This window comes from Methylobacterium platani (assembly GCF_001653715.1).
Taxonomy (GTDB): Bacteria; Pseudomonadota; Alphaproteobacteria; order Rhizobiales; family Beijerinckiaceae; genus Methylobacterium; species Methylobacterium platani.
On sequence record NZ_LWHQ01000013.1, the window covers coordinates 69,805 to 88,239 of the forward strand.

The 18,435-nt window shown below is 68.6% G+C and carries 14 protein-coding genes, 4 tRNA genes and 1 pseudogene; 4 read left to right on the top strand and 15 right to left on the bottom strand.

Annotation, left to right across the window (positions count from 1 at the left end; genetic code table 11):
- Positions 1 to 10 precede the first annotated feature (10 nt).
- The 9 genes from nuoE to A5481_RS06980 all read right to left on the bottom strand — a co-directional run bounded on the left by nuoE (position 11) and on the right by A5481_RS06980 (position 5,567).
- Positions 11 to 1,117, bottom strand: a complete 1,107-nt coding sequence (gene nuoE / locus A5481_RS06940) for an NADH-quinone oxidoreductase subunit NuoE (RefSeq protein ID WP_048431989.1) — start codon at positions 1,115 to 1,117, stop codon at positions 11 to 13.
- Positions 1,118 to 1,176: 59 nt separating this feature from the next.
- Positions 1,177 to 2,367: an NADH-quinone oxidoreductase subunit D gene (locus A5481_RS06945; RefSeq protein WP_048431990.1), complete on the bottom strand. Its 1,191-nt coding sequence runs from the start codon at positions 2,365 to 2,367 to the stop codon at positions 1,177 to 1,179.
- Positions 2,368 to 2,373: 6 nt separating this feature from the next.
- The gene (locus tag A5481_RS06950; protein ID WP_048431991.1) at positions 2,374 to 3,036 is read right to left on the bottom strand and encodes an NADH-quinone oxidoreductase subunit C; all 663 of its coding nucleotides are present in this window, start codon (positions 3,034 to 3,036) and stop codon (positions 2,374 to 2,376) included.
- 9 nt (positions 3,037 to 3,045) lie between these two features.
- Complete coding sequence (locus A5481_RS06955) at positions 3,046 to 3,627, bottom strand: NuoB/complex I 20 kDa subunit family protein (protein WP_048431992.1); 582 nt, start codon at positions 3,625 to 3,627, stop codon at positions 3,046 to 3,048.
- A gap of 53 nt (positions 3,628 to 3,680) precedes the next feature.
- Positions 3,681 to 4,046: an NADH-quinone oxidoreductase subunit A gene (locus tag A5481_RS06960; RefSeq protein WP_048431993.1), complete on the bottom strand. Its 366-nt coding sequence runs from the start codon at positions 4,044 to 4,046 to the stop codon at positions 3,681 to 3,683.
- A 326-nt stretch (positions 4,047 to 4,372) separates the two neighbouring features.
- On the bottom strand, positions 4,373 to 4,927 hold the full coding sequence (locus A5481_RS06965) for a CAP domain-containing protein (RefSeq protein ID WP_082984904.1): 555 nt from the start codon (positions 4,925 to 4,927) through the stop codon (positions 4,373 to 4,375).
- Positions 4,928 to 5,237: 310 nt separating this feature from the next.
- A tRNA-Asp gene (locus A5481_RS06970) sits at positions 5,238 to 5,314 on the bottom strand.
- Between the two features lie 54 nt (positions 5,315 to 5,368).
- Positions 5,369 to 5,445: transfer RNA gene (locus A5481_RS06975), tRNA-Asp, on the bottom strand.
- 45 nt (positions 5,446 to 5,490) lie between these two features.
- Positions 5,491 to 5,567: transfer RNA gene (locus A5481_RS06980), tRNA-Asp, on the bottom strand.
- Positions 5,568 to 5,785: 218 nt separating this feature from the next.
- Here A5481_RS06980 and A5481_RS06985 point away from each other — a divergent pair.
- Positions 5,786 to 5,861: transfer RNA gene (locus A5481_RS06985), tRNA-Val, on the top strand.
- Between the two features lie 394 nt (positions 5,862 to 6,255).
- On the top strand, positions 6,256 to 7,272 hold the full coding sequence (locus A5481_RS32190; protein WP_167350024.1) for a glycosyltransferase family 61 protein: 1,017 nt from the start codon (positions 6,256 to 6,258) through the stop codon (positions 7,270 to 7,272).
- Between the two features lie 95 nt (positions 7,273 to 7,367).
- Here A5481_RS32190 and A5481_RS35135 read toward each other — a convergent pair.
- Together A5481_RS35135 and tpiA are read right to left on the bottom strand one after the other, a co-directional pair.
- Positions 7,368 to 7,743: pseudogene (locus A5481_RS35135) on the bottom strand (IS66 family transposase); the annotation flags it as partial.
- Between the two features lie 292 nt (positions 7,744 to 8,035).
- Positions 8,036 to 8,797 carry a triose-phosphate isomerase gene (gene tpiA / locus A5481_RS06995; protein WP_048431995.1) on the bottom strand — a complete coding sequence of 254 codons (762 nt, stop codon included), beginning with the start codon at positions 8,795 to 8,797 and terminating at the stop codon, positions 8,036 to 8,038.
- A gap of 182 nt (positions 8,798 to 8,979) precedes the next feature.
- On the opposite strand from tpiA, the gene A5481_RS07000 reads away from it, so the two are divergent.
- Together A5481_RS07000 and trpE are read left to right on the top strand one after the other, a co-directional pair.
- Positions 8,980 to 10,884, top strand: a complete 1,905-nt coding sequence (locus tag A5481_RS07000) for a peptidylprolyl isomerase (protein WP_048431996.1) — start codon at positions 8,980 to 8,982, stop codon at positions 10,882 to 10,884.
- Positions 10,884 to 12,398: an anthranilate synthase component I gene (trpE, locus tag A5481_RS07005; protein WP_048431997.1), complete on the top strand. Its 1,515-nt coding sequence runs from the start codon at positions 10,884 to 10,886 to the stop codon at positions 12,396 to 12,398. The genes A5481_RS07000 and trpE overlap by 1 nt, the downstream gene beginning before the upstream one ends.
- Before the next feature lie 174 nt (positions 12,399 to 12,572).
- Here trpE and A5481_RS07010 read toward each other — a convergent pair whose 3' ends face one another.
- The 4 genes from A5481_RS07010 to A5481_RS07025 all read right to left on the bottom strand — a co-directional run bounded on the left by A5481_RS07010 (position 12,573) and on the right by A5481_RS07025 (position 18,433).
- Complete coding sequence (locus A5481_RS07010) at positions 12,573 to 12,776, bottom strand: hypothetical protein (RefSeq protein WP_048431998.1); 204 nt, start codon at positions 12,774 to 12,776, stop codon at positions 12,573 to 12,575.
- A 609-nt stretch (positions 12,777 to 13,385) separates the two neighbouring features.
- A complete protein-coding gene (locus tag A5481_RS07015; protein ID WP_048431999.1) occupies positions 13,386 to 16,484 on the bottom strand; it encodes an efflux RND transporter permease subunit in 3,099 nt (1,032 codons plus the stop codon).
- A 45-nt stretch (positions 16,485 to 16,529) separates the two neighbouring features.
- Positions 16,530 to 17,768 (bottom strand): efflux RND transporter periplasmic adaptor subunit, encoded by a 1,239-nt coding sequence (locus A5481_RS07020; protein WP_048432000.1) that lies wholly within the window; start codon positions 17,766 to 17,768, stop codon positions 16,530 to 16,532.
- Entirely contained in the window at positions 17,765 to 18,433 is a 669-nt protein-coding gene (locus A5481_RS07025) for a TetR/AcrR family transcriptional regulator (RefSeq protein ID WP_048432001.1), read from the bottom strand. The genes A5481_RS07020 and A5481_RS07025 overlap by 4 nt, the downstream gene beginning before the upstream one ends.
- Positions 18,434 to 18,435: the final 2 nt, after the last annotated feature.

Sequence of the window (18,435 nt, forward strand, 5' to 3'; positions counted from 1 at the left end):
TGATGACGGCTTACTTCGCCTTCGGGCCGGGCGGGCCCTTGTCGGCCGCCTTGTCCGCCGGGGTGATGCCGACGGGCTTGGCCTGCGATCCGTCAGTCTTTCCCGCGGCGTTCGCCGGCTCGGCGCCGGCCTCCGGCGTGGTGCCCTTGGAACCGGCCACCGGCCGGCCGTCTTCGGGCTTCGAAGGGGTCTCGGTGTAGGAGCGGCCGCTCTGCGGCGTGCCGACGGTCTCAGGCCCGGTCCGGGTCTCGGCGACGGTGGTGCGCTCGGGCGCCGCCTGGCCCTTCTCGGCCGCCGTGTCGACGGCCGGCTTTCCGTCCGCCGCCCGCTGGACCGGGGTGTCGGCGGCCTTGCTCTCGCTCGGCCGGCCGGCATCGGGACGCGCAGCCTTCGGGCTCTCGGCGGCCGAGGCCTCGGTGCGGGCCTTCTCGCCGGTCGTGTCGGCGCCCTGCTCCTTCAGGCCCTCCTCCTCGAAGCGCTTGCGCCAGGCGCCGACGCGGGAGCCGTCGAACAGCGTCTCGTCCTGGAGGGTCGTGACGGCGTCCTTGGGCTCGGAAGAGACGCGGCCGATCTGCGAGCCGGTCTTCACCGGCCGGCCGGCCGCGAGGTCGTCCATCAGCTTGCCGAGGGATTCGGGCGTCAGGTCCTCGAAATAGTCGTGGTTGATCTGCGCCATCGGGGCGTTGCAGCACGCGCCCAGGCACTCGACCTCGAGCCAGGAGAAGTTGCCGTCCGGGCTGACATGGCCCGAGGGCCCGAGCCGCTCGTGCAGGTACTGCTTCAGCTCGCGGGCGCCGCAGACGTCGCAGGGCGCCGTGCCGCAGACCTGGATCCAGTAGCGTCCGACCGGCTCTAGGGCGAACATCGTGTAGAAGGTCGCGACCTCCAGCACCCGGATATGCGGCATGCCGAGCTGGTCGGCCACCGCCTCGATGGCCTTCTGCGGCAGCCAGCCGCCGTTCTGCTCCTGCGCCTTCCACAGCAGCGGGATCACCGCCGAGGCCTGGCGCCCCTCCGGGTACTTGGCGATCTGCCCCTTGGCCCATTCGGCGTTCTCAGGCGTGAACGCGAAGCTCTCGGGCTGCTCGGATACCGGGGCGAGTCTGCGGTTGGCCATATCTCAAACGTCCATGTCTCAAACGTGTCCGACGGGCGCGGGCGCGGGCGTCAGCCCGCTCACCGGTCCACCTCACCGAACACAATGTCGAGCGTGCCGAGGATGCACGACACGTCCGCCAGCATGTGGCCGCGGCACATCCAGTCCATCGCCTGGAGGTGGGCGAAGCCCGGAGCGCGGATCTTGCAGCGATACGGCTTGTTGGTGCCGTCGGCGACGAGGTAGACGCCGAACTCGCCCTTGGGCGCCTCGACCGCGGCGTAGACCTCGCCGGCCGGGACGTGGAAGCCCTCGGTGTAAAGCTTGAAGTGGTGTATGAGCGCCTCCATCGAGCGCTTCATCTCGCGCCGCGGCGGCGGCGCGACCTTGCCGTCCTGCGTCGCGATCGGCCCCTGGCCGGCCGGCTCGCGCAGCTTGGCGATGCACTGCTTCATGATGCGCACCGACTGGCGCATCTCCTCCATGCGGATGACCTGGCGATCGTAGGTGTCGCCGTTCTTCCCCACGGGGATGTCGAACTCCATCTCGGCATAGGCCTCGTAGGGCTGCGACTTGCGCAGGTCCCACGGGATGCCGGAGCCGCGCACCATCACACCCGAGAAGCCCCAGGCCAGGGCCTCTTCGACGGTGACGATGCCGATGTCGACGTTGCGCTGCTTGAAGATGCGGTTGGCCATCACGAGATCGTCGAGATCGTCGACGATCTGCGGGAAGGTCTCGCAGAACGCCTCGATGTCGTCGATCAGGCTCGGCGGCAGGTCCTGGTGGACGCCGCCCGGCCGGAAGTAGTTGGCGTGGAGACGCGCGCCGGACGCGCGCTCGTAGAAGATCATCAGCTTCTCGCGCTCCTCGAAGCCCCAGAGCGGGGGCGTGAGGGCGCCGACATCCATCGCCTGCGTGGTGACGTTGAGGAGGTGCGACAAGAGCCGGCCGATCTCGCAGTAGAGGGTGCGGATCAGCTGGGCGCGGCGCGGCACCGCGATGCCGAGCAGGCGCTCGATGCCGAGGCAGAAGGCGTGCTCCTGGTTCATCGGCGCGACGTAGTCGAGCCGGTCGAAATAGGGCGTCGCCTGGAGGTAGGTCTTGACCTCTATCAGCTTCTCGGTGCCGCGGTGGAGCAGGCCGATATGCGGGTCGACGCGCTCGACCACCTCGCCGTCGAGCTCCAGCACGAGGCGCAGCACGCCGTGCGCCGCCGGGTGCTGCGGGCCGAAATTGATCGAGAAGTTGCGGATGCTGTGCTCGCCCATGTCGGCTCAGCCTTTCGCCGGTGCCTTGTCGGCCTTCTCGTCGCCCGGAAGCACGTAGTCGGTGCCCTCCCAGGGGGACAGGAAGTCGAAGTTGCGGAATTCCTGCGTCAGTCGCACGGGCTCGTAGACCACCCGGGCCTCGTCCTGGTCGTAGCGGACCTCGACGAAGCCGGTGAGCGGGAAGTCCTTGCGGAGGGGATGGCCCTCGAAGCCGTAATCGGTCAGCAGCCGGCGCAGGTCCGGATGGCCCGAGAACAGGATGCCGTAGAGGTCGTAGGTCTCGCGCTCGAACCAGTTCGCCGCCGGGAAGACCGGGATCGCGGTCGGGACGGACGTGCGCTCGTCGGTCTGGACCTTCACGCGGATGCGCCGGTTATGGCGCATCGACAGCAGGTGGTAGACGACGTCGAAGCGCTTCGCCCGCGCCGGATAGTCGGCGCCGCAGATGTCGATGAAGGTCGAGAAAGCGCAGGCCGGATCGTCGCGCAGGTGGGTGAGCACCCGCACGATCTCGGAGCCCTCGACGATCAGGGTCAGCTCGCCGAAGGCGATCGCCCGGTCGGTGATGGCGCTGCCCAGCGTCCCGGCGAGGGCGTCGGAGAGCGCCTGCAGGGCAGCCTCGCCCTGCTCGCTCTGGGTGTGGGCCCGGATGGTGATGCCGTTGCTCATCGTCCCGCCTCAGCGCTCGATCGTGCCGGTGCGGCGGATCTTCTTCTGCAGCAGCAGAACGCCGTAGAGCAGCGCCTCGGCGGTCGGCGGGCAGCCCGGGACGTAGATGTCGACCGGGACCACCCGGTCGCAACCGCGCACCACCGAGTAGGAATAATGGTAGTAGCCGCCGCCGTTGGCGCAGGAGCCCATCGAGATGACGTAGCGCGGCTCCGGCATCTGGTCGTAGACCTTGCGGAGCGCGGGCGCCATCTTGTTGGTGAGGGTGCCGGCGACGATCATCACGTCGGACTGGCGCGGCGAGCCGCGCGGGGCGAAGCCGAACCGCTCGCAATCGTAGCGCGGCATCGACATCTGCATCATCTCGACGGCGCAGCAAGCGAGGCCGAAGGTCATCCACATCAGCGAGCCGGTGCGGGCCCAGGTGATGAGGTCGTCGGCCGTCGTCAACAGGAAGCCGCGATCGGCGAGCTCGTCGCTGATCGTCAGGAAGGTCGGGTCGTTGGCGCCGATCGGCTTGCCGGTCGAGGGATCGAGGATGCCCTTGGGCTGCGGCGCGATCGTCGGGGCGCGGACGGTGGTGAGGGACATGGCGGGGTCCGGTGCTTCTCGTCTCGGGGGCGGCTGCGAGGCGTCTTACGCTTCTAGTCCCATTCGAGGGCGCCCTTGCGCCACTCGTAGACGAAGCCGACGGTCAGCACGCCGAGGAAGACCATCATCGACCAGAAGCCGAACCAGCCGAGGTCCCCGAACGTGATCGCCCACGGGAACAGGAAGGCCACTTCGAGGTCGAAGATGATGAACAGGATGGCGACGAGGTAGAAGCGCACGTCGAACTTCATGCGCGCGTCGTCGAAGGCGTTGAAGCCGCACTCGTAGGCCGAGAGCTTCTCCGGGTCCGGGCTGTTGTAGGCGACCAGGAACGGAGCCACGAGGAGCGCAGCGGCGATGAAGAGGGAGACGCCGATGAAGATCACCAGCGGCAGGTAATCCGACAGGAGGCCGTTCATCGAGCATCCTCAAGGGTTGGCGCGAGGCCTTGGATGAGCGCGGGCCTCGGCACGGACCCGCATCGCGGGCCGCCGGGGCCGTTCTCGGAACGGTTCCAAAGCCCGGAAGGTGCCGCGAGGCTTAAACGAGCGGGTATGACGAAACAAGGGGCGTTCGCACCGCACAAACCGCGAACGTCTGCACGCAAGATAGGGAGTCATGCCCGACGCACAACGCCCCGAAGAGCCCGACGGGCGGGGAGGATCGTCGCAGGCCCCTGCCCTTCCGGGCCGTTTTCGGTGCGCCGGCCGGGTGCCGGCGGCGATGCTGCACCGCAACGAAGACGTCAACCGTCGGAGAGGATCAGGGCCCAGAACCGCTTGTAGCGGCTGCCGGGCGCATCGACCCGGGCGATGCCGACACGCCTGACCTGCGGCATCAGCATGTTGCGGTTGTGCTCGGGCGAGACCTGCCAGCGCTTCAGCACCTCGTCGAAGGTCGTCGAGCCGGCGCTGAGGTTCTCGGCGGCGTAGCGGCCGCCGAAGCCGGCCCGCTTGAGCCGGGCGTCGAAGGTGCCGCCGACCTCGTGCGAGAGCTGGCCGGCCCGGGCATTGGCCCCGGCCTGGTACGAGGCGGCGCGCACCAGCGAGGAATCGATCACCACCGGCCCGAGGCCGTGGCTCGCCCGGTAGCGCGAGATCGCCGCCGCCGCGGCGGCCTCGTCGAGGATGACCGGCGTGGTCGGCAGGTCGGGGGCGGGCAGGATCGCCGAGCCGCTGCAGCCGGCGAGCGCCAGCGCCCCGGCGGAGAGCGCGCCGGTCAGGACGGTCCGCACGAAGCCGCGCCGCGGGACCTCCGCCATGCCGGGGGCGGGAACCGTCGAACGGAACGGATGCGACATCGTCTTCAAGTCCTGGATCGGCGCCGCCGCATGCGGCGCCCTTCGCGCAGGGGGCACCTGTCGGGCGATTGTGGAAATTTTCGGGGCGCGATCCGCAGGGTGTCGCGAAACGGCGCGGCTCGGCGCCGGGCGGTCCGCGACGGGGTCGCGGAGCGGACCCGTCCGACGCGGACATGGTCGGGTCCCGATGCGTCGTCCGGCCGGGCCTGACCGCCGCACGGCACGCTGTCGGCCCTGCGTCAGGGCGGTCGACCAACGATCCTGCGCAGCGTTGCGCGAGAGAAGGACGGTGAGGATGTTGCGGGGCGAGTGGCGCGGGCGACGGGGCTCGAACCCGCGACCTCCGGCGTGACAGGCCGGCACTCTAACCAACTGAGCTACGCCCGCGCGGCGCGCTCGCTTCACCATGCAGCTTCGGCTGCCAATTCCCCGAAGGAGAAGTGGCGCGGACGACGGGGCTCGAACCCGCGACCTCCGGCGTGACAGGCCGGCACTCTAACCGACTGAGCTACGTCCGCACATGGCACGTTGCACTACAGAAACGCCTTTTCCGATGAAGGAAGTGGCGCGGACGACGGGGCTCGAACCCGCGACCTCCGGCGTGACAGGCCGGCACTCTAACCGACTGAGCTACGTCCGCCCGGCGTCTCGCAGTGCTGCGATGGCTGCGGTGTATGGGGCGCCCCCTACCCTGTCAAGCCGCCGGCTCAAGAAAGCCGGGGTGGGGTCGGCGGGGATTCCGGGCGGGGCACCAGCCTCCTCCCCCGGGCCCTCGTCGCGCGTGAGACGCCCTGCCTGCGAAGCCTCGCTGCGCCGTCTTGCACTCGCAGCCGAGGCGCCTTAACGATGCCGACACCCGGGCGGTTAGCTCAGTCGGTAGAGCATCTCGTTTACACCGAGAGGGTCGGCGGTTCGAGCCCGTCACCGCCCACCAAGGATTCGACACCCATCTGCCTGGGCCAACGCTAGATTCCGGCAATCCTGACAGCGCTCAGCGTCGACTGACCACAACACGGTCCTTTCTCCAGTTTTCATTTTAAAACATACTGCTCCCCCACGAGCCGACACATCACTTGCTCGTGGTGTCCGATGGGGGCATGAAAGTGGCGCGGCTCATTTCGCACTTTTTCCGTCGATGCACCTCAAAACTGTAACGATCTCAGTTGTCAGCTAGCTTGAGCTCTCCCTGGGGACGTTCTTCGGCCTCGATGGCCGCCGACGAGACAAGGTATTTTGCGTGCTCTTGTCGACGATCTTGTTGCGCATCGGCAACCGCCTGTGGCACGACTCACCACGATATCGATTCCTGTCGAACATTCGGGAATACCATGATCAAGAATTGTCAAAGCATTCATGGATATACCACATCAGTCGATTATGAACCGAAATTTGAAAATTGCATTGACGTATTGCTGGTGCCGTTGGGTATTGACGGTATATCTTCTGGATTATATTCGCGCGGCAGACATCTTATTACGGCTGCGGGGACATTTCATGGAGTTCCTGCTCTCCATCTTGGCGGCGGTGCAAATTTCTTCAGCAGCATCAATCCTGACGAAATTTCCGATCTTATCGAAGAGCCAATGATTTTTGGAGGTTTTATAGATTCGCACTACGGACATTTTCTCACTTCTTGCCTTAGTAGATATTGGTGGCTATCAAAATTTAGTAAAAATGATAAGAAAATTGCTATTCTCAATCGAGAGGGCGCTCTTCCTCATTTCAACAAAGAGTACGTTCGAGAGTGCTTCGCATCCTTTGGGGTTGGCCCGGAAAGATTTGCCTATTTCGATAAGCCAGTAATTTTCTCGTCTTTAGACGTTCCTGCCGCAAGTTTCGAAGAAAATAATATTTCTTACAGGGCTTTTTCTATTTTTTGCAATGAAATAGGCGATCGCTTGACCAATAATCTTTTTCACACCACATTATCCCCGATATATATGTCGAAATCAAGACTTTTGAAAGGAATAAGTCATATTGTTAATGAAGCCGAATTCGAAAATCGACTTGCGGATCGCGGGATCGAAATATGGCATCCGCAAGATATGCCGTTCAGAGAACAAATTTTGGCGTTTAAGGGCGGCAGGACTGTATGTGGGACAATAAGCTCGGCCATTCATACCGGGATATTTTCACCGATGAATAAGCTAGTAGTTCTAAATGACAGCGATCTCGTCTGGTCGAATCAGATTCTTTTCGACAAGGCTAATAGAAACCATACAAATTATGTGTATTCTGACACAATGAGAAATTTAGGACAAACAGAATTTTTCCATAATAATTTTATCCTTGAAAATCCCAGACAAGAAGCTGATGCATTCGCAGATATCGTGCTGGCTGCGTAGAGTTTCAGCTAGCGATAAACGTAATCACCCAGGGGGTATTTTCGGCGTGCGCGTTTTCCGCCCCCCTCTTTAACTTGGAGGCGGGGTTTTGATCGGGCGGTGATGGTCGCGAGCAGGCTGGAGAAGGGTGTGACCTTGGTCCGGAGGGCGGCGGTGGCAACGATGGCGCGCACGTCCGCCTCGCCCTTGGCCGCCCACATCGCCCGATAGCCGTTGGTCACCTTGCGCTGGACCACGGCCGGTCGCAGGTCGCGCTCGCAGGCGTTGTTGGTGACGTCCGCCCATGAAGGTCAAGAGTTGGTCCCCTGCCCGGCGCATCCGGGCCTGGAGCACCTGGGCCTGGAGCACCTGGGCCTGGAGCACCTGGGCCTGGAGCACCTGGGCCAAATCGCACGGCGCTGGGGCCTTCAGGATGGCGTCGAGGTCCTGCTCCAAGTCGCGCCGCTTGCGCGCCAGGGTCGAGGCCGCCAACCTGGGCGTAAGGGGACGGTCACGCTGGAGACTGAGCCTGCGCCGGAACGAAGAACGCTTGAGTTCTGGGCCGCATCGACGGAGCCGCAGGTGGAGCATGCCGTCGCTGCATGGAGGCATTCCGGAGTCGGAGAGATGCCGCGAGCTGAGGCGCGGTAGCGGGCAGCGAAGGAGCCATGCGATCGGCGTCGCGACGCCGATCGCATGGCTCTCCGGATTTTTCCGCCCGGTGCGTCCGGCCCCCGGCTCCGACATACGGTCCCGGGGACGAACGGGTTGAGGCGGCGATGCCTCAGCGATACGCCGCCGCGATTCCCAAGAAGTCCTCGGCCTTCAGGCTCGCCCCACCGACGAGCGCGCCGTCGACGTTGGCGACGCCCATCAGCTCGGCGGCGTTCGAGGGCTTCACCGAGCCGCCGTAGAGGATGCGCACCTTGCCGCCGTCGGCGCCGAGCCGGCCCTCGAGCTCCTGCCGGATCAGGGCATGGACCTGCGCCACGTCGTCCACCGTCGGGGTCAGCCCGGTACCGATCGCCCAGACCGGCTCGTAGGCGATCACCGTGTCGGCGGACGTGGCGCCGTCGGGCAGCGAGCCGGCGAGCTGGCCGCGCACGACGTCCAGGGTCCGGCCGGCCTCGCGCTCCTCGCGGGTCTCGCCGACGCAGATGATCGCCACGAGACCGGCGCGGCGGGCGGCGAGCGCCTTGGCGCGGATGTCGGCGTCGCTCTCGCGGTGATAGGCCCGGCGCTCGGAATGGCCGACGATGGTGTAGGTCGCGCCCGCATCGGCCAGCATCTCGGCCGAGACGTTGCCGGTATAGGCGCCGCTCGCTTCCGGATGGACGTCCTGGCCGCCGACCTTCACGGCGGAGCCGTTCAGCGCCGCGGCCGTCGCCCCCACCAGGGTCGCGGGCGGGCAGACCAGCACGTCGATGCGCTGCGCCAGCGCCGCGTCGAGGCCGTCGCGCACCGCCTCGGCCACCTTCAGCGAGGCCTGGAGGCCGTTCATCTTCCAGTTTCCCGCCACCAGCGGGCGTGGCCGTTCGGTCGTCATGGTTCTCCCCCGATCTTTCGACAGGCAGTGTCGGACAAGCGTCGCCGGGTAACAGGTCCGCCGCCGGGCGGCAAACCGCCGGGGAGCGCCGCCCTTTGCCTTGCGGCGCTTATGCGGTATCGCGGCCGGAACCGGGCGCCCCCTCGTGGCAGGCGCCCTCACGGGTATGTCTGAGGATCGCGATGCTCCAGGGGTTCCGCGCCGCCAGCCAGAGCTGGCTCGGCAAGATCGTGGTGACGGTGGTGTTCGGCCTCCTGATCGCGGGCCTCGCCATCTTCGGCATCGGCGACATCTTCCGCGGCGGCGGCAGCAACGCGGTCGCGACCGTCGGCAGCACGCAGATCCCGGCCGAGGCCCTGCGCACCGCCTACCAGAACCAGCTGCAGCGCCTGTCGCGCCAGAGCCGCCGGCCGATCACGCCGGACCAGGCCCGGGCGCTGGGCCTCGACCGCCAGGTGCTGGCCCAGCTGATCACCGAGGCCTCCCTCGACCAGAAGACGAAGGACCTCGGCCTGCGCATCCCCGATTCCGCGGTGGTGCGGCTGATCCAGGAGGAGCCGGCCTTCAAGGGCCCGAACGGCGCCTTCGACGTCAACACCTTCCGCGACACGCTGCGCCAGGCCGGCCTGACCGAGCAGGGCTTCGTGCAGGAGCAGCGCGCCGTCGCCGCCCGGCTCCAGCTCGCCGACGCGATCACTGCCGATCTGCCGGTGTCGCTGGCCGCCCGCGAGGCGATCCACCGCTACACCGCCGAGCGCCGCGCGGCCTCGACCATCACCCTGCCGGAGGCGGCGGCTGGCGAGATCCCGGCGCCGACCGACGAGGAGGTCACCACCTTCTACAACGACCGCAAGAGCGCGTTCCGGGCGCCCGAGTCTCGCAGCGTGAACCTGCTCGTCCTCGATCCGGCGACCCTGGCCAAGCCCGACGCCGTGACCGACGCCGAGGCGCGGGCCCGCTACGAATCCGAGAAGACCCGCTTCGGCACGCCGGAGAAGCGCGCGATCCAGCAGATCGTGTTCCCGAACGACGCCGACGCGCAAGCGGCGCTGGCCAGGATCCGCAGCGGCGCCGCCACTTTCGACCAGATCGCGACCGAGCGCGGCCTCGACGCCAAGGCCCTCGACCTCGGCACCTTCACCAAGTCCGAGCTGTTCGACCCGGCGGTCGCCGACGCCGCCTTCGCGGCCGCGCCCGACACCGTGACCGAGCCGGTCAAGGGCCGCTTCGGCACGGTGCTGCTGCGGGTGACCGCGGTGCAGCCGGCGGCGCGCAAGCCGTTCGAGGAGGTGGCCGGCGAGGTCCGCCGCGAGGTCGCCCTCGACAAGGCCCGGGACGGGCTGGAGAAGGTCCACGACGCGATCGAGGACCAGCGCGCCGGCGCCAAGCCGCTGGCCGACATCGCCCGCGACCAGGGCCTGAGCCTCGTCGCCGTGCCGGCGGTGGACGCGCAGGGCCGCGACCCGCAAGGCAAGGCGGTGGACGCGATCCCCGACAAGGACGCGACCCTCGCGGCGATCTTCCGCAGCGACATGGGCGCCGACAACGAGGCGCTGCGCACCCGCTCGGGCGGCTACGTCTGGTACGACGTGACCAAGGTCGACCCGGCCCACGACAAGCCGCTGGCGGAGGTCCGCGACGCGGTGGTGGCGCAGTGGAAGGCCGACGAGGTCTCCCGCCGGCTCGCCGCCAAGGCCCGCGAGGCGGCCGAGCGGCTCGACAAGGGCGAGGCGATCGAGGAGGTCGCGAAGTCCCTCGGCCAGGAGGTCAAGACCGTCTCCGACCTCGCCCGCGGCCGCGGTCGCGACGGTCTCTCCGCCGAGAGCGTCGCCCGCGTCTTCGCCACCCCGGTGAACAAGGCCGGCTTCGCCTCCGGCGAGGGCGTCGCCCGGGTGGTGTTCCGGGTCACCTCCGCGACGGTGCCGGCCTTCGTGCCGTCCGCTCCGGCCGCGGTCGCGGTCGAGGGGCAGTACCGGACGGCGCTCGCCGACGACATCCTGGCCGAGTACATCGCCGACGTGCAGAAGCAGGCCGGCATCTCGGTCAACGAGACGGCGTTCCGCCGGGCGATCGGCGGCGAGTACTGATGCACGTCGCCCCCTCCCCCGAGGCCGCCGCCGCGGCCTATGCCGCGGGCCGGCCGGTCCTCCTGCGCGCCACCCTGGTGGCCGACCTCGAGACGCCGGTCGCCGCCTTCCTCAAGCTGAAGGCCGGCCGCGACGGCGCCGCCTTCCTGCTCGAATCGGTCGAGGGCGGCGCGGTGCGCGGCCGCTACTCGATGATCGGCCTCGATCCCGACCTGATCTGGCGCTGCGCCGCCGGGCGGGCCGAGCGCGCCGCGGCGCCCGACCTCGCCGCCTTCGCGCCCGAGGCGGCCCCGCCCCTCGACAGCCTCCGGGCCTTGATCGCCGAGAGCGCGATCCCCGACGAGCCCGGCCTGCCCCCGATGGCGGCGGGCCTGTTCGGCTATCTCGGCTACGACATGGTCCGCGAGATGGAGCGCCTCGACGCGCCCCATCCCGACCCGATCGGGGTGCCCGACGCGATCCTGGTCCGCCCGACCGTGATGGTGGTGTTCGACGCGGTGCGCGACGAGATCGCGCTCGTGGCGCCGATCCGCCCCGTCGCCGGCTTGTCCGCGCGGGCCGCCTACGAGGCGGCTTTGGCGCGGCTGGAGCGCGCCGCCGACGCGCTGGAAGGCTCGCTGCCGGTCGAGGCGCGGCAGAACCCGGCCGAGATCCGGGCGCCGGCCCAGGTCTCGAACGTCGCCCCCGACGACTTCCTCGGCATGGTCGCCCGGGCCAAGGAGTACATCGCCGCCGGCGACATCTTCCAGGTGGTGCTGTCGCAGCGCTTCGCCGCGCCGTTCACCCTGCCGGCCTTCGCCCTCTACCGCTCGCTGCGCCGGGTCAATCCGGCGCCGTTCCTGTGCTACCTCGATTTCGGGGCGTTCCAGATCGTCTGCTCGTCGCCCGAGATCCTGGTGCGGGTGCGCGACGGCGCGGTGACGATCCGGCCGATCGCCGGCACCCGTCGCCGCGGCGCGACGCCGGAGGAGGACCGGGCGCTCGCCGACGAGCTCCTCGCCGACCCCAAGGAGCGCTCCGAGCACCTGATGCTGCTCGATCTCGGCCGCAACGACGTCGGCCGCGTCGCCGAGATCGGCAGCGTGCGGGTGACGGATTCGTTCTTCCTCGAATTCTACAGCCAGGTCATGCACATCGTGTCGAACGTCGAGGGCCGCCTCGATTCCCGGCACGACGCCCTCTCGGCGCTCGCCGCGGGATTCCCCGCCGGCACGGTCTCGGGCGCCCCGAAGGTGCGGGCGATGCAGATCATCGACGAGCTGGAGCGCGAGAAGCGCGGGCCCTATGGCGGCTGCATCGGCTATTTCGGCGCCGACGGCCAGATGGACACCTGCATCGTGCTGCGCACCGCGATCGTCAAGGACGGGCGCATGCACGTCCAGGCGGGCGCGGGCATCGTGCACGATTCCGATCCGGCCTCCGAGCAGCAGGAATGCGTCAACAAGGCCAAGGCCCTGTTCCGCGCCGCCGAGGAGGCGGTGCGGTTCGCCGCGCAGGCGCGGCGGGGGCAGTAGCCTTCGCCGACGGCGAGCAGGGCGCTACGCGCACGGTCACGCCCATCCTCCCCCTCGTCCCGGGACTCGCGAAGCGAGGACCCGGGACGACGTCGGAGAGGAGCAGGCTTCCTCGGCAAACTACGTGGGCAAACTGCCTGGGCAGGTTCCCTGGAGAGGGCGAACGTCGCCGCCCTACTTCCGGTTGGTGATCAGGCTGTCGACGTTGCGATTGGCCTCGCGGTTCTCTTTCTGCTGCTGCTTGATCTGGTGTTCGGTGTATTTCTGCGACATCTCATCCCGCTTGCCCTGCGGGATGGTGTTCTCGGCGGCAAAGACCGGGGTCATGGACATCAGGCAGGCGGCGCACACGGCGGCGGAGATCAGCGGCTTGATCATGGCGTCTTCCTCTTGGTCAGATGCCTGTCAACCCGTGTGTATTCGGCGCGGTTCCGTTACAATTCGTTCATCATGAGTGCGGGTTGACCGACCCTTTGCTTGCAGGCTGCGGCGCTGCGCGGAAGGGTTGCACGGACCTCGGCCACCGGGCTCACGCAGTGGCATGGCCGGCTTTGCTGCCATCGTCCGTGGGCGGGCGAGTCTTCCGCGGAGGTATCCGCGATCAGCCACACATTTATCACTCTTGATACTAGTCAGATATTATTTTTTAAAAAATTACTATAAATTCTGAAAATAAGATTGATTTCTAATGCTCTTGCCTCATCATGAGAGCTTGTTTGAGCGACTTTCCATCGAAAAATCCACATAAACAGGGATATCGCACACTCGCACCTCATCCTGAAATGCCGACCGGTCGAAGGTCGGCTGACCTCGAAAGAGGCCTCCAGCGGTCGCAGGACTTCTGGAGCGCTTCCCCGAGATCAGTCCATCTCCGTTGAACGGACATCTCCGGAGGAGGTTCTGGGTAGGAGATGTCCGGCTGTTTTCCCGGCCTTGTGGACGACGATCCCGCTCGAACGAGCTCCCGGAATCGCTTGCCCGTCTCGCCTACTCCGCTGCCGCCGGCCGGTGACCGGGATGCGTCTCCGGTTCGTCCACAGCGCCGACGAACCGCCCGAACAGCCGGCCCATCAAACGCGAGAGATCGTCCATCAGCAGGAAGATCGCCGGCACGAAGATCAGCGACAGCAGCGTCGAGACGATCAGGCCCGAGATCACCGCGATCGCCATCGGCGAGCGGAACTCGCCGCCGATGCCGAAGGCCATCGCGCTCGGCACCATGCCGGCGGCCATGGCGATGGTCGTCATCACGATCGGGCGGGCGCGCTTGGCGCCGGCCTGGGTGATGGCGGTGACCCGGTCGACGCCGCGGGCCATCTCCTCGACGGCGAAATCGACCAGCATGATGGCGTTCTTGGTCACCACGCCCATCAGCATCAGGATGCCGATCACCACCGGCATCGAGATCGGCCGGTTGAAGATCAGGAGCCCGAGGATCGCCCCGCCGATCGAGAGCGGCAGCGAGAACAGGATGGTGAGCGGCTGGAAGAACGAGGCGAAGAGCAGGATCAGGACGCCGAGCACCATCATCAGGCCGGCGCCCATCGCCAGGGCGAAGCCCTCGAACACCTCGCCCATCACCTCGGCGTCGCCGGTCTGGCGCAAGCTGATGCCGGGCGGCAGGTTGCGGGCGGTCGGCGTGTTCATCGCGAGCTTGATCTGCTCGCCGAGCGCGTCCGAGCCCTGCATGTTGGCCTCGAGCGCCACGCGCACGGCGCGGTCGTAGCGGTCGATGGCGGTGGGCCCGCGGCCGAGGCTGATATCGGCCACCGCCGAGAGCGGCACCGAGGCGCCGTTCTTCGCCGGCACCTTCAGGCTCTCGAGCGCCGAGAGATCGCCGCGCAAGCTCATCGGCAGCTGCACCCGGATCGGGATCTGCCGGTCGGTGGCGTTGAACTTCGCGAGGTTCTGGCCGATGTCGCCGATCGTGCCGACGCGCACCGTCTCGGCGATGGTGTCGGTCGAGACGCCGAGATCGGCGGCGACGCCGGCCTTCGGGCGGATGCGGACCTCGGTCCGGTCGAGGGGCGCGGTCGACATCACGTTGACGAGGTTCGGCAGGGCCGCGACCTCGCGCTGCATCCGCTCCGCCACGTCGGTGACCTGGGCGGTGTCGCCGCCCGCGACGATGAGGGTGAAGTCGCGCTGGCCGCCCTCGCGCAGGGACCAGTAGCGCACGTCGGCCTCGTCGCGCATCAGGTCCATGATCGCCGCCTCGACGTCGGCCTGCTTGCGGGCGCGGGCGTTCTTCGGCGTCAGGTTGATGGTGAAGGTGGCGAGCCGCACCTCCTTCTTGCCCGGCAGCTGGCGGCCGCCGTCGACAAAGACGGAGCGGACCTCAGGCAGGGTGCGGATGCGCTGGGCGATCCGGTCGGTGACGGCGATCGTGTCGTCGAGCCGCGCGCCCGGGGGCAGCTCCACCACCATCAGGGTGCGGGCGGCGTCCTCCTTGGGCAGGAAGCCCGCCGGCAGCAGGCTCGTCGACAGGATCGACGCGGCGAACAGCGCCAGCCCGACCACCAGCGTCACGTATTTGTGCCGCACCGACCACAGCACGACGCGGTTGTAGACCCGCATCACCGGGCCCTCGTGCTCCTCGTGGTGGCCGTGGTCGCGCAGGAAGTAGGCCGCCATCATCGGGGTGATGAGACGCGCCACCAGCAGCGACATGAAGACGGCGGCCGCGATGGTGAGGCCGAACTGCTTGAAGTACTGCCCGGCGATGCCGCCCATGAACGAGACCGGCGCGAAGATCGCGATCAGGGTCGCGGTGATGGCGATGACCGCGAGCCCGATCTCGTCGGCGCCCTCGATCGCCGCGCGGTAGGGCGATTTCCCCAGCCGCATGTGCCGGACGATGTTCTCGATCTCGACGATCGCGTCGTCGACCAGGATGCCGGTGACGAGGGTGATGGCCAGCAGGCTCACCGCGTTGAGCGAGAAGCCCATCGCGCTCATCGCCCAGAAGGTCGGGAAGACCGAGAGCGGCAGGGCCACCGCGGCGATCAGCGTCGCGCGCCAGTCGCGCAGGAACAGGAACACCACCAGCACGGCGAGCGCGGCGCCCTCGACCAGGCTGTGCATGGCGGATTCGTAGTTGCCTATGGTGTTGGTGACCGAGGAATCGATCCGGTCGAAATGCACGCCCGGATAGGTCTTCCCCAGCTCCTCGATCTTCTTGACCACCACCTCGCTCACCGAGGCGTCGCTGGCGCCGTTCGCCCGCGAGATCGCGAAGGCGACGACCGGCTGGCCGTTGAGGCGGGCGAAGGTGCGCGGCTCCTCGGCGCCGTCGGTCAGGGTCGCGAGGTCGTCGAGCCGCACCTTGCGGCCGCCGGGCAGCACGATCGTGGTCGCCGCCAGCGTGTCGAGGGAGGAGGAGGCGGCGAGGGTCCGGATCGACTGCTCCTGACCGCCGACCTCGGCCCGGCCGCCGGCCATGTCGGCGGAGGTCAGGCGCAATTGCCGGTTCACGTCGGCTGCGGTGATGCCGAGCGCCAGCAGCCGGTCCGGCTTCAGGGTCACCCTGACCTCGCGGGCGACGCCGCCGAGGCGCTCGACGCCGCCGACGCCGCGCAGGCCCTGGATCTGGCGCGCCACCACGTCGTCGACGAACCACGACAGGTCCTCGGGCGTCATCGCGGGGGCGGACGCGCCGTAGACCATGATCGGCAGGCCGGCGATCTCGACCCGGGCGATGATCGGCTCGTCGATCGTCCGCGGCAGGTTCATCCGGACCTTGGCGATCGCGTCCTTGACGTCGTTGACGGCCCGGTCGGTGTTGACCTCCAGGCGGAACTCGATCGTCGTGGCCGAGGTGCCCTCGGTGATCGCCGAGGTGATGTGCTTGACGCCCTTCACCCCCGCCACCGCGTCCTCGACCCACTTCGTCACCTGGGTCTGCAGCTCGCTCGGCGCGGCGCCGGCCTGGGTCACCGTCACCGAGACGATCGGCACGTCGATGTTGGGAAAGCGGGTGATCGGCAGGCTGCGGAAGCTCACGAGGCCGAGCAGCCCGAGCACCAGGAAGAGCACGATCGAGGGGATCGGCTTGCGGATCGCCCAGGCGGAGACGTTCAGGCGCATCGAGGGGACCCGGTCACGAGGGAATCAGAGAAGGCGGGCATCCGGTCAGGGACGCCCGGCCTCGGCGGTCGCGGGCATCGCGGGATAGATCGGCCGGACCCGGTCGCCGTCGCGCAGGAAGCTGCCGGCGCGCGCCACCACCGCCTCGCCGGCCCTGGCCCCGTCGCGGACCTCGATGAAGCCCCCCGCCGACAGGCCGGTGCGGAGGGCGCGAGCCTCGACCCGCTCGCCCGTCACCACCAGCACGGTCGGGCCCGAGGGCCCGTAGACCACCGCGGCCAGCGGCACAGCCACGCCGGTGCGGCGCGCCGCCTCGACGGCGCCGCGGGCGAAGGCGCCGATGCGCAGGCGCGGATCGGCCTCGAGCTTGATCCGGACCTTGCCGAGCCGCGTCGCCCGGTCGACCTCCGGATAGACCACGCGAACGCGGCCGGACACGGAGACCGGCCCGTCGGTGGTGTCGAGGTCGAGGCTCGCCGGGGCGCCGGCGCGCAGGCGCGCGAGGCCAGTCTCCGGCACCTCGCCCTCGAGCTCGATCTCGCCGCGGGCGATCAGCCGGAACAGCGGCTCGGCGGAGGCGCTCGCCGTGGCGCCGACCCGTGCGGTGCGGCGGCTGACGATGCCGCCCTCCGGCGCCCGGATCTCGGTGCGGGCGAGCTTCAGGTCGAGCTCGCTGCGCTGCGCCCGCGCCTGGGCGAGGTCGGCCTGGGCGATGGCGAGCCCGTTGCGGGCGGCCGACAGCCGCCCCTCGGCGCCCTTGGCCGCCGCTTCGCGCTGCTCCAGCACCGCCGCGGTGGCGTTGCCGGTCTTCGCCAGGGATTGCGCGCGCTCCAGCGACAGGCTCGCCTCGACCTGGGCGGCCTCGGCCTGCACGATCGAACTGCGCGCCTGCGCCACCGCGCCGTCCGCGCGGGCGATGGCGGCGGCGTTCTGGGCGAGCTGCGTGTCGATCATCTCGCGCGAGAGCCGCGCCAGCACAGCGCCCTTGGCGACCCGGTCGCCCTCCTCCGCCAGCAGCTCGGTGATGCGGCTCCCCTCGATCTCCGGCGAGACCAGGATCTCGTCGCGCGGCACCAGGGTGCCGGTGACGACGGCGCGCTCGACGATCTCACGCTCGGCCGCCACCGCGACGGTGACGGCGGGCGCCGGGGCGGTGGTGGCCACGGAGCCGTCCGGGGCCGCGGCGTCGGCGGCGCGGGCCGGGGCGGCCGCGAGGGGAGCCAGGGAACCGGTCAGCAGCAGGGACCCGGTCAGGAATCCGGCGAGGCGACGGGGGCGGGTCATCGGGCGGATTCCGGATTGGCGGGTGAGGGTTCGGCCGGAGCCCGGCCCGTCGGGTCGAAGCGGCCGTCGAGGGCCGCGCCGATCAGGGTCAGCATGGCGTCGATCACGGGGCCGGGGGCGAAGTCGGGCGAGAGGGCGCGGCGGATCATGATGCCGTCCGCCATCACCATCGCGAGGCGGGCCAGCGCCTCCGGGTCGGCACCGGGCGCGGGCTGCGATGTGCGCCCCTGAGCCCGGCGATAGAGGCCGGACAGCCGCGCCGCGATCTCGCGCTCGAAGTCCCGGCAGATCGCCGCCATGGCGGGGTTGCGCGTCGCCTCGGCCCACATCTCGAGGCACAGGACCGCCTTCTCGGCCGGCGCCTCGGCGAGGTGGCGGCGGGCGAGGCCCGCGAAGGCCTGCATCAGGTCGGGATGCGCCTCGATGCCGGAGAAATCCTCCGCCACCGCGGCGCGGTCGCGCTCGGCGAGGCCGGCCACGATCGCGTCCTTCGACGGGAAATAGCGGTAGAGGTTGCCCGGGCTCATGCCGGCCTCCGCCGCCACGTCGTGCATCGTGGCGCGGTGGAAGCCGTGGCGGACGAAGCAGGCCTCCGCCGCGTCGAGGATGCGGGTGCGGCGCTCCTCGGCCGAATCGAGGCGGGCGGGGTTCGGGCTGGACGGCACGC

Excerpts from the sequence above, each read along its gene's own strand:
- A5481_RS07020 (WP_048432000.1), bottom strand. The coding sequence starts at position 17,768 with ATGACCCGCCCCCGTCGCCTCGCCGGATTCCTGACCGGGTCCCTGCTG.
- A5481_RS06955 (WP_048431992.1), bottom strand. The coding sequence starts at position 3,627 with ATGTCCCTCACCACCGTCCGCGCCCCGACGATCGCGCCGCAGCCCAAG.
- A5481_RS06950 (WP_048431991.1), bottom strand. The coding sequence starts at position 3,036 with ATGAGCAACGGCATCACCATCCGGGCCCACACCCAGAGCGAGCAGGGC.
- tpiA (WP_048431995.1), bottom strand. The coding sequence starts at position 8,797 with ATGACGACCGAACGGCCACGCCCGCTGGTGGCGGGAAACTGGAAGATG.
- nuoE (WP_048431989.1), bottom strand. The coding sequence starts at position 1,117 with ATGGCCAACCGCAGACTCGCCCCGGTATCCGAGCAGCCCGAGAGCTTC.
- A5481_RS07000 (WP_048431996.1), top strand. The coding sequence starts at position 8,980 with ATGCTCCAGGGGTTCCGCGCCGCCAGCCAGAGCTGGCTCGGCAAGATC.
- A5481_RS06945 (WP_048431990.1), bottom strand. The coding sequence starts at position 2,367 with ATGGGCGAGCACAGCATCCGCAACTTCTCGATCAATTTCGGCCCGCAG.
- A5481_RS32190 (WP_167350024.1), top strand. The coding sequence starts at position 6,256 with ATGATCAAGAATTGTCAAAGCATTCATGGATATACCACATCAGTCGAT.
- A5481_RS06965 (WP_082984904.1), bottom strand. The coding sequence starts at position 4,927 with ATGTCGCATCCGTTCCGTTCGACGGTTCCCGCCCCCGGCATGGCGGAG.
- A5481_RS06960 (WP_048431993.1), bottom strand. The coding sequence starts at position 4,046 with ATGAACGGCCTCCTGTCGGATTACCTGCCGCTGGTGATCTTCATCGGC.
- A5481_RS07015 (WP_048431999.1), bottom strand. The coding sequence starts at position 16,484 with ATGCGCCTGAACGTCTCCGCCTGGGCGATCCGCAAGCCGATCCCCTCG.
- A5481_RS07010 (WP_048431998.1), bottom strand. The coding sequence starts at position 12,776 with ATGATCAAGCCGCTGATCTCCGCCGCCGTGTGCGCCGCCTGCCTGATG.
- trpE (WP_048431997.1), top strand. The coding sequence starts at position 10,884 with ATGCACGTCGCCCCCTCCCCCGAGGCCGCCGCCGCGGCCTATGCCGCG.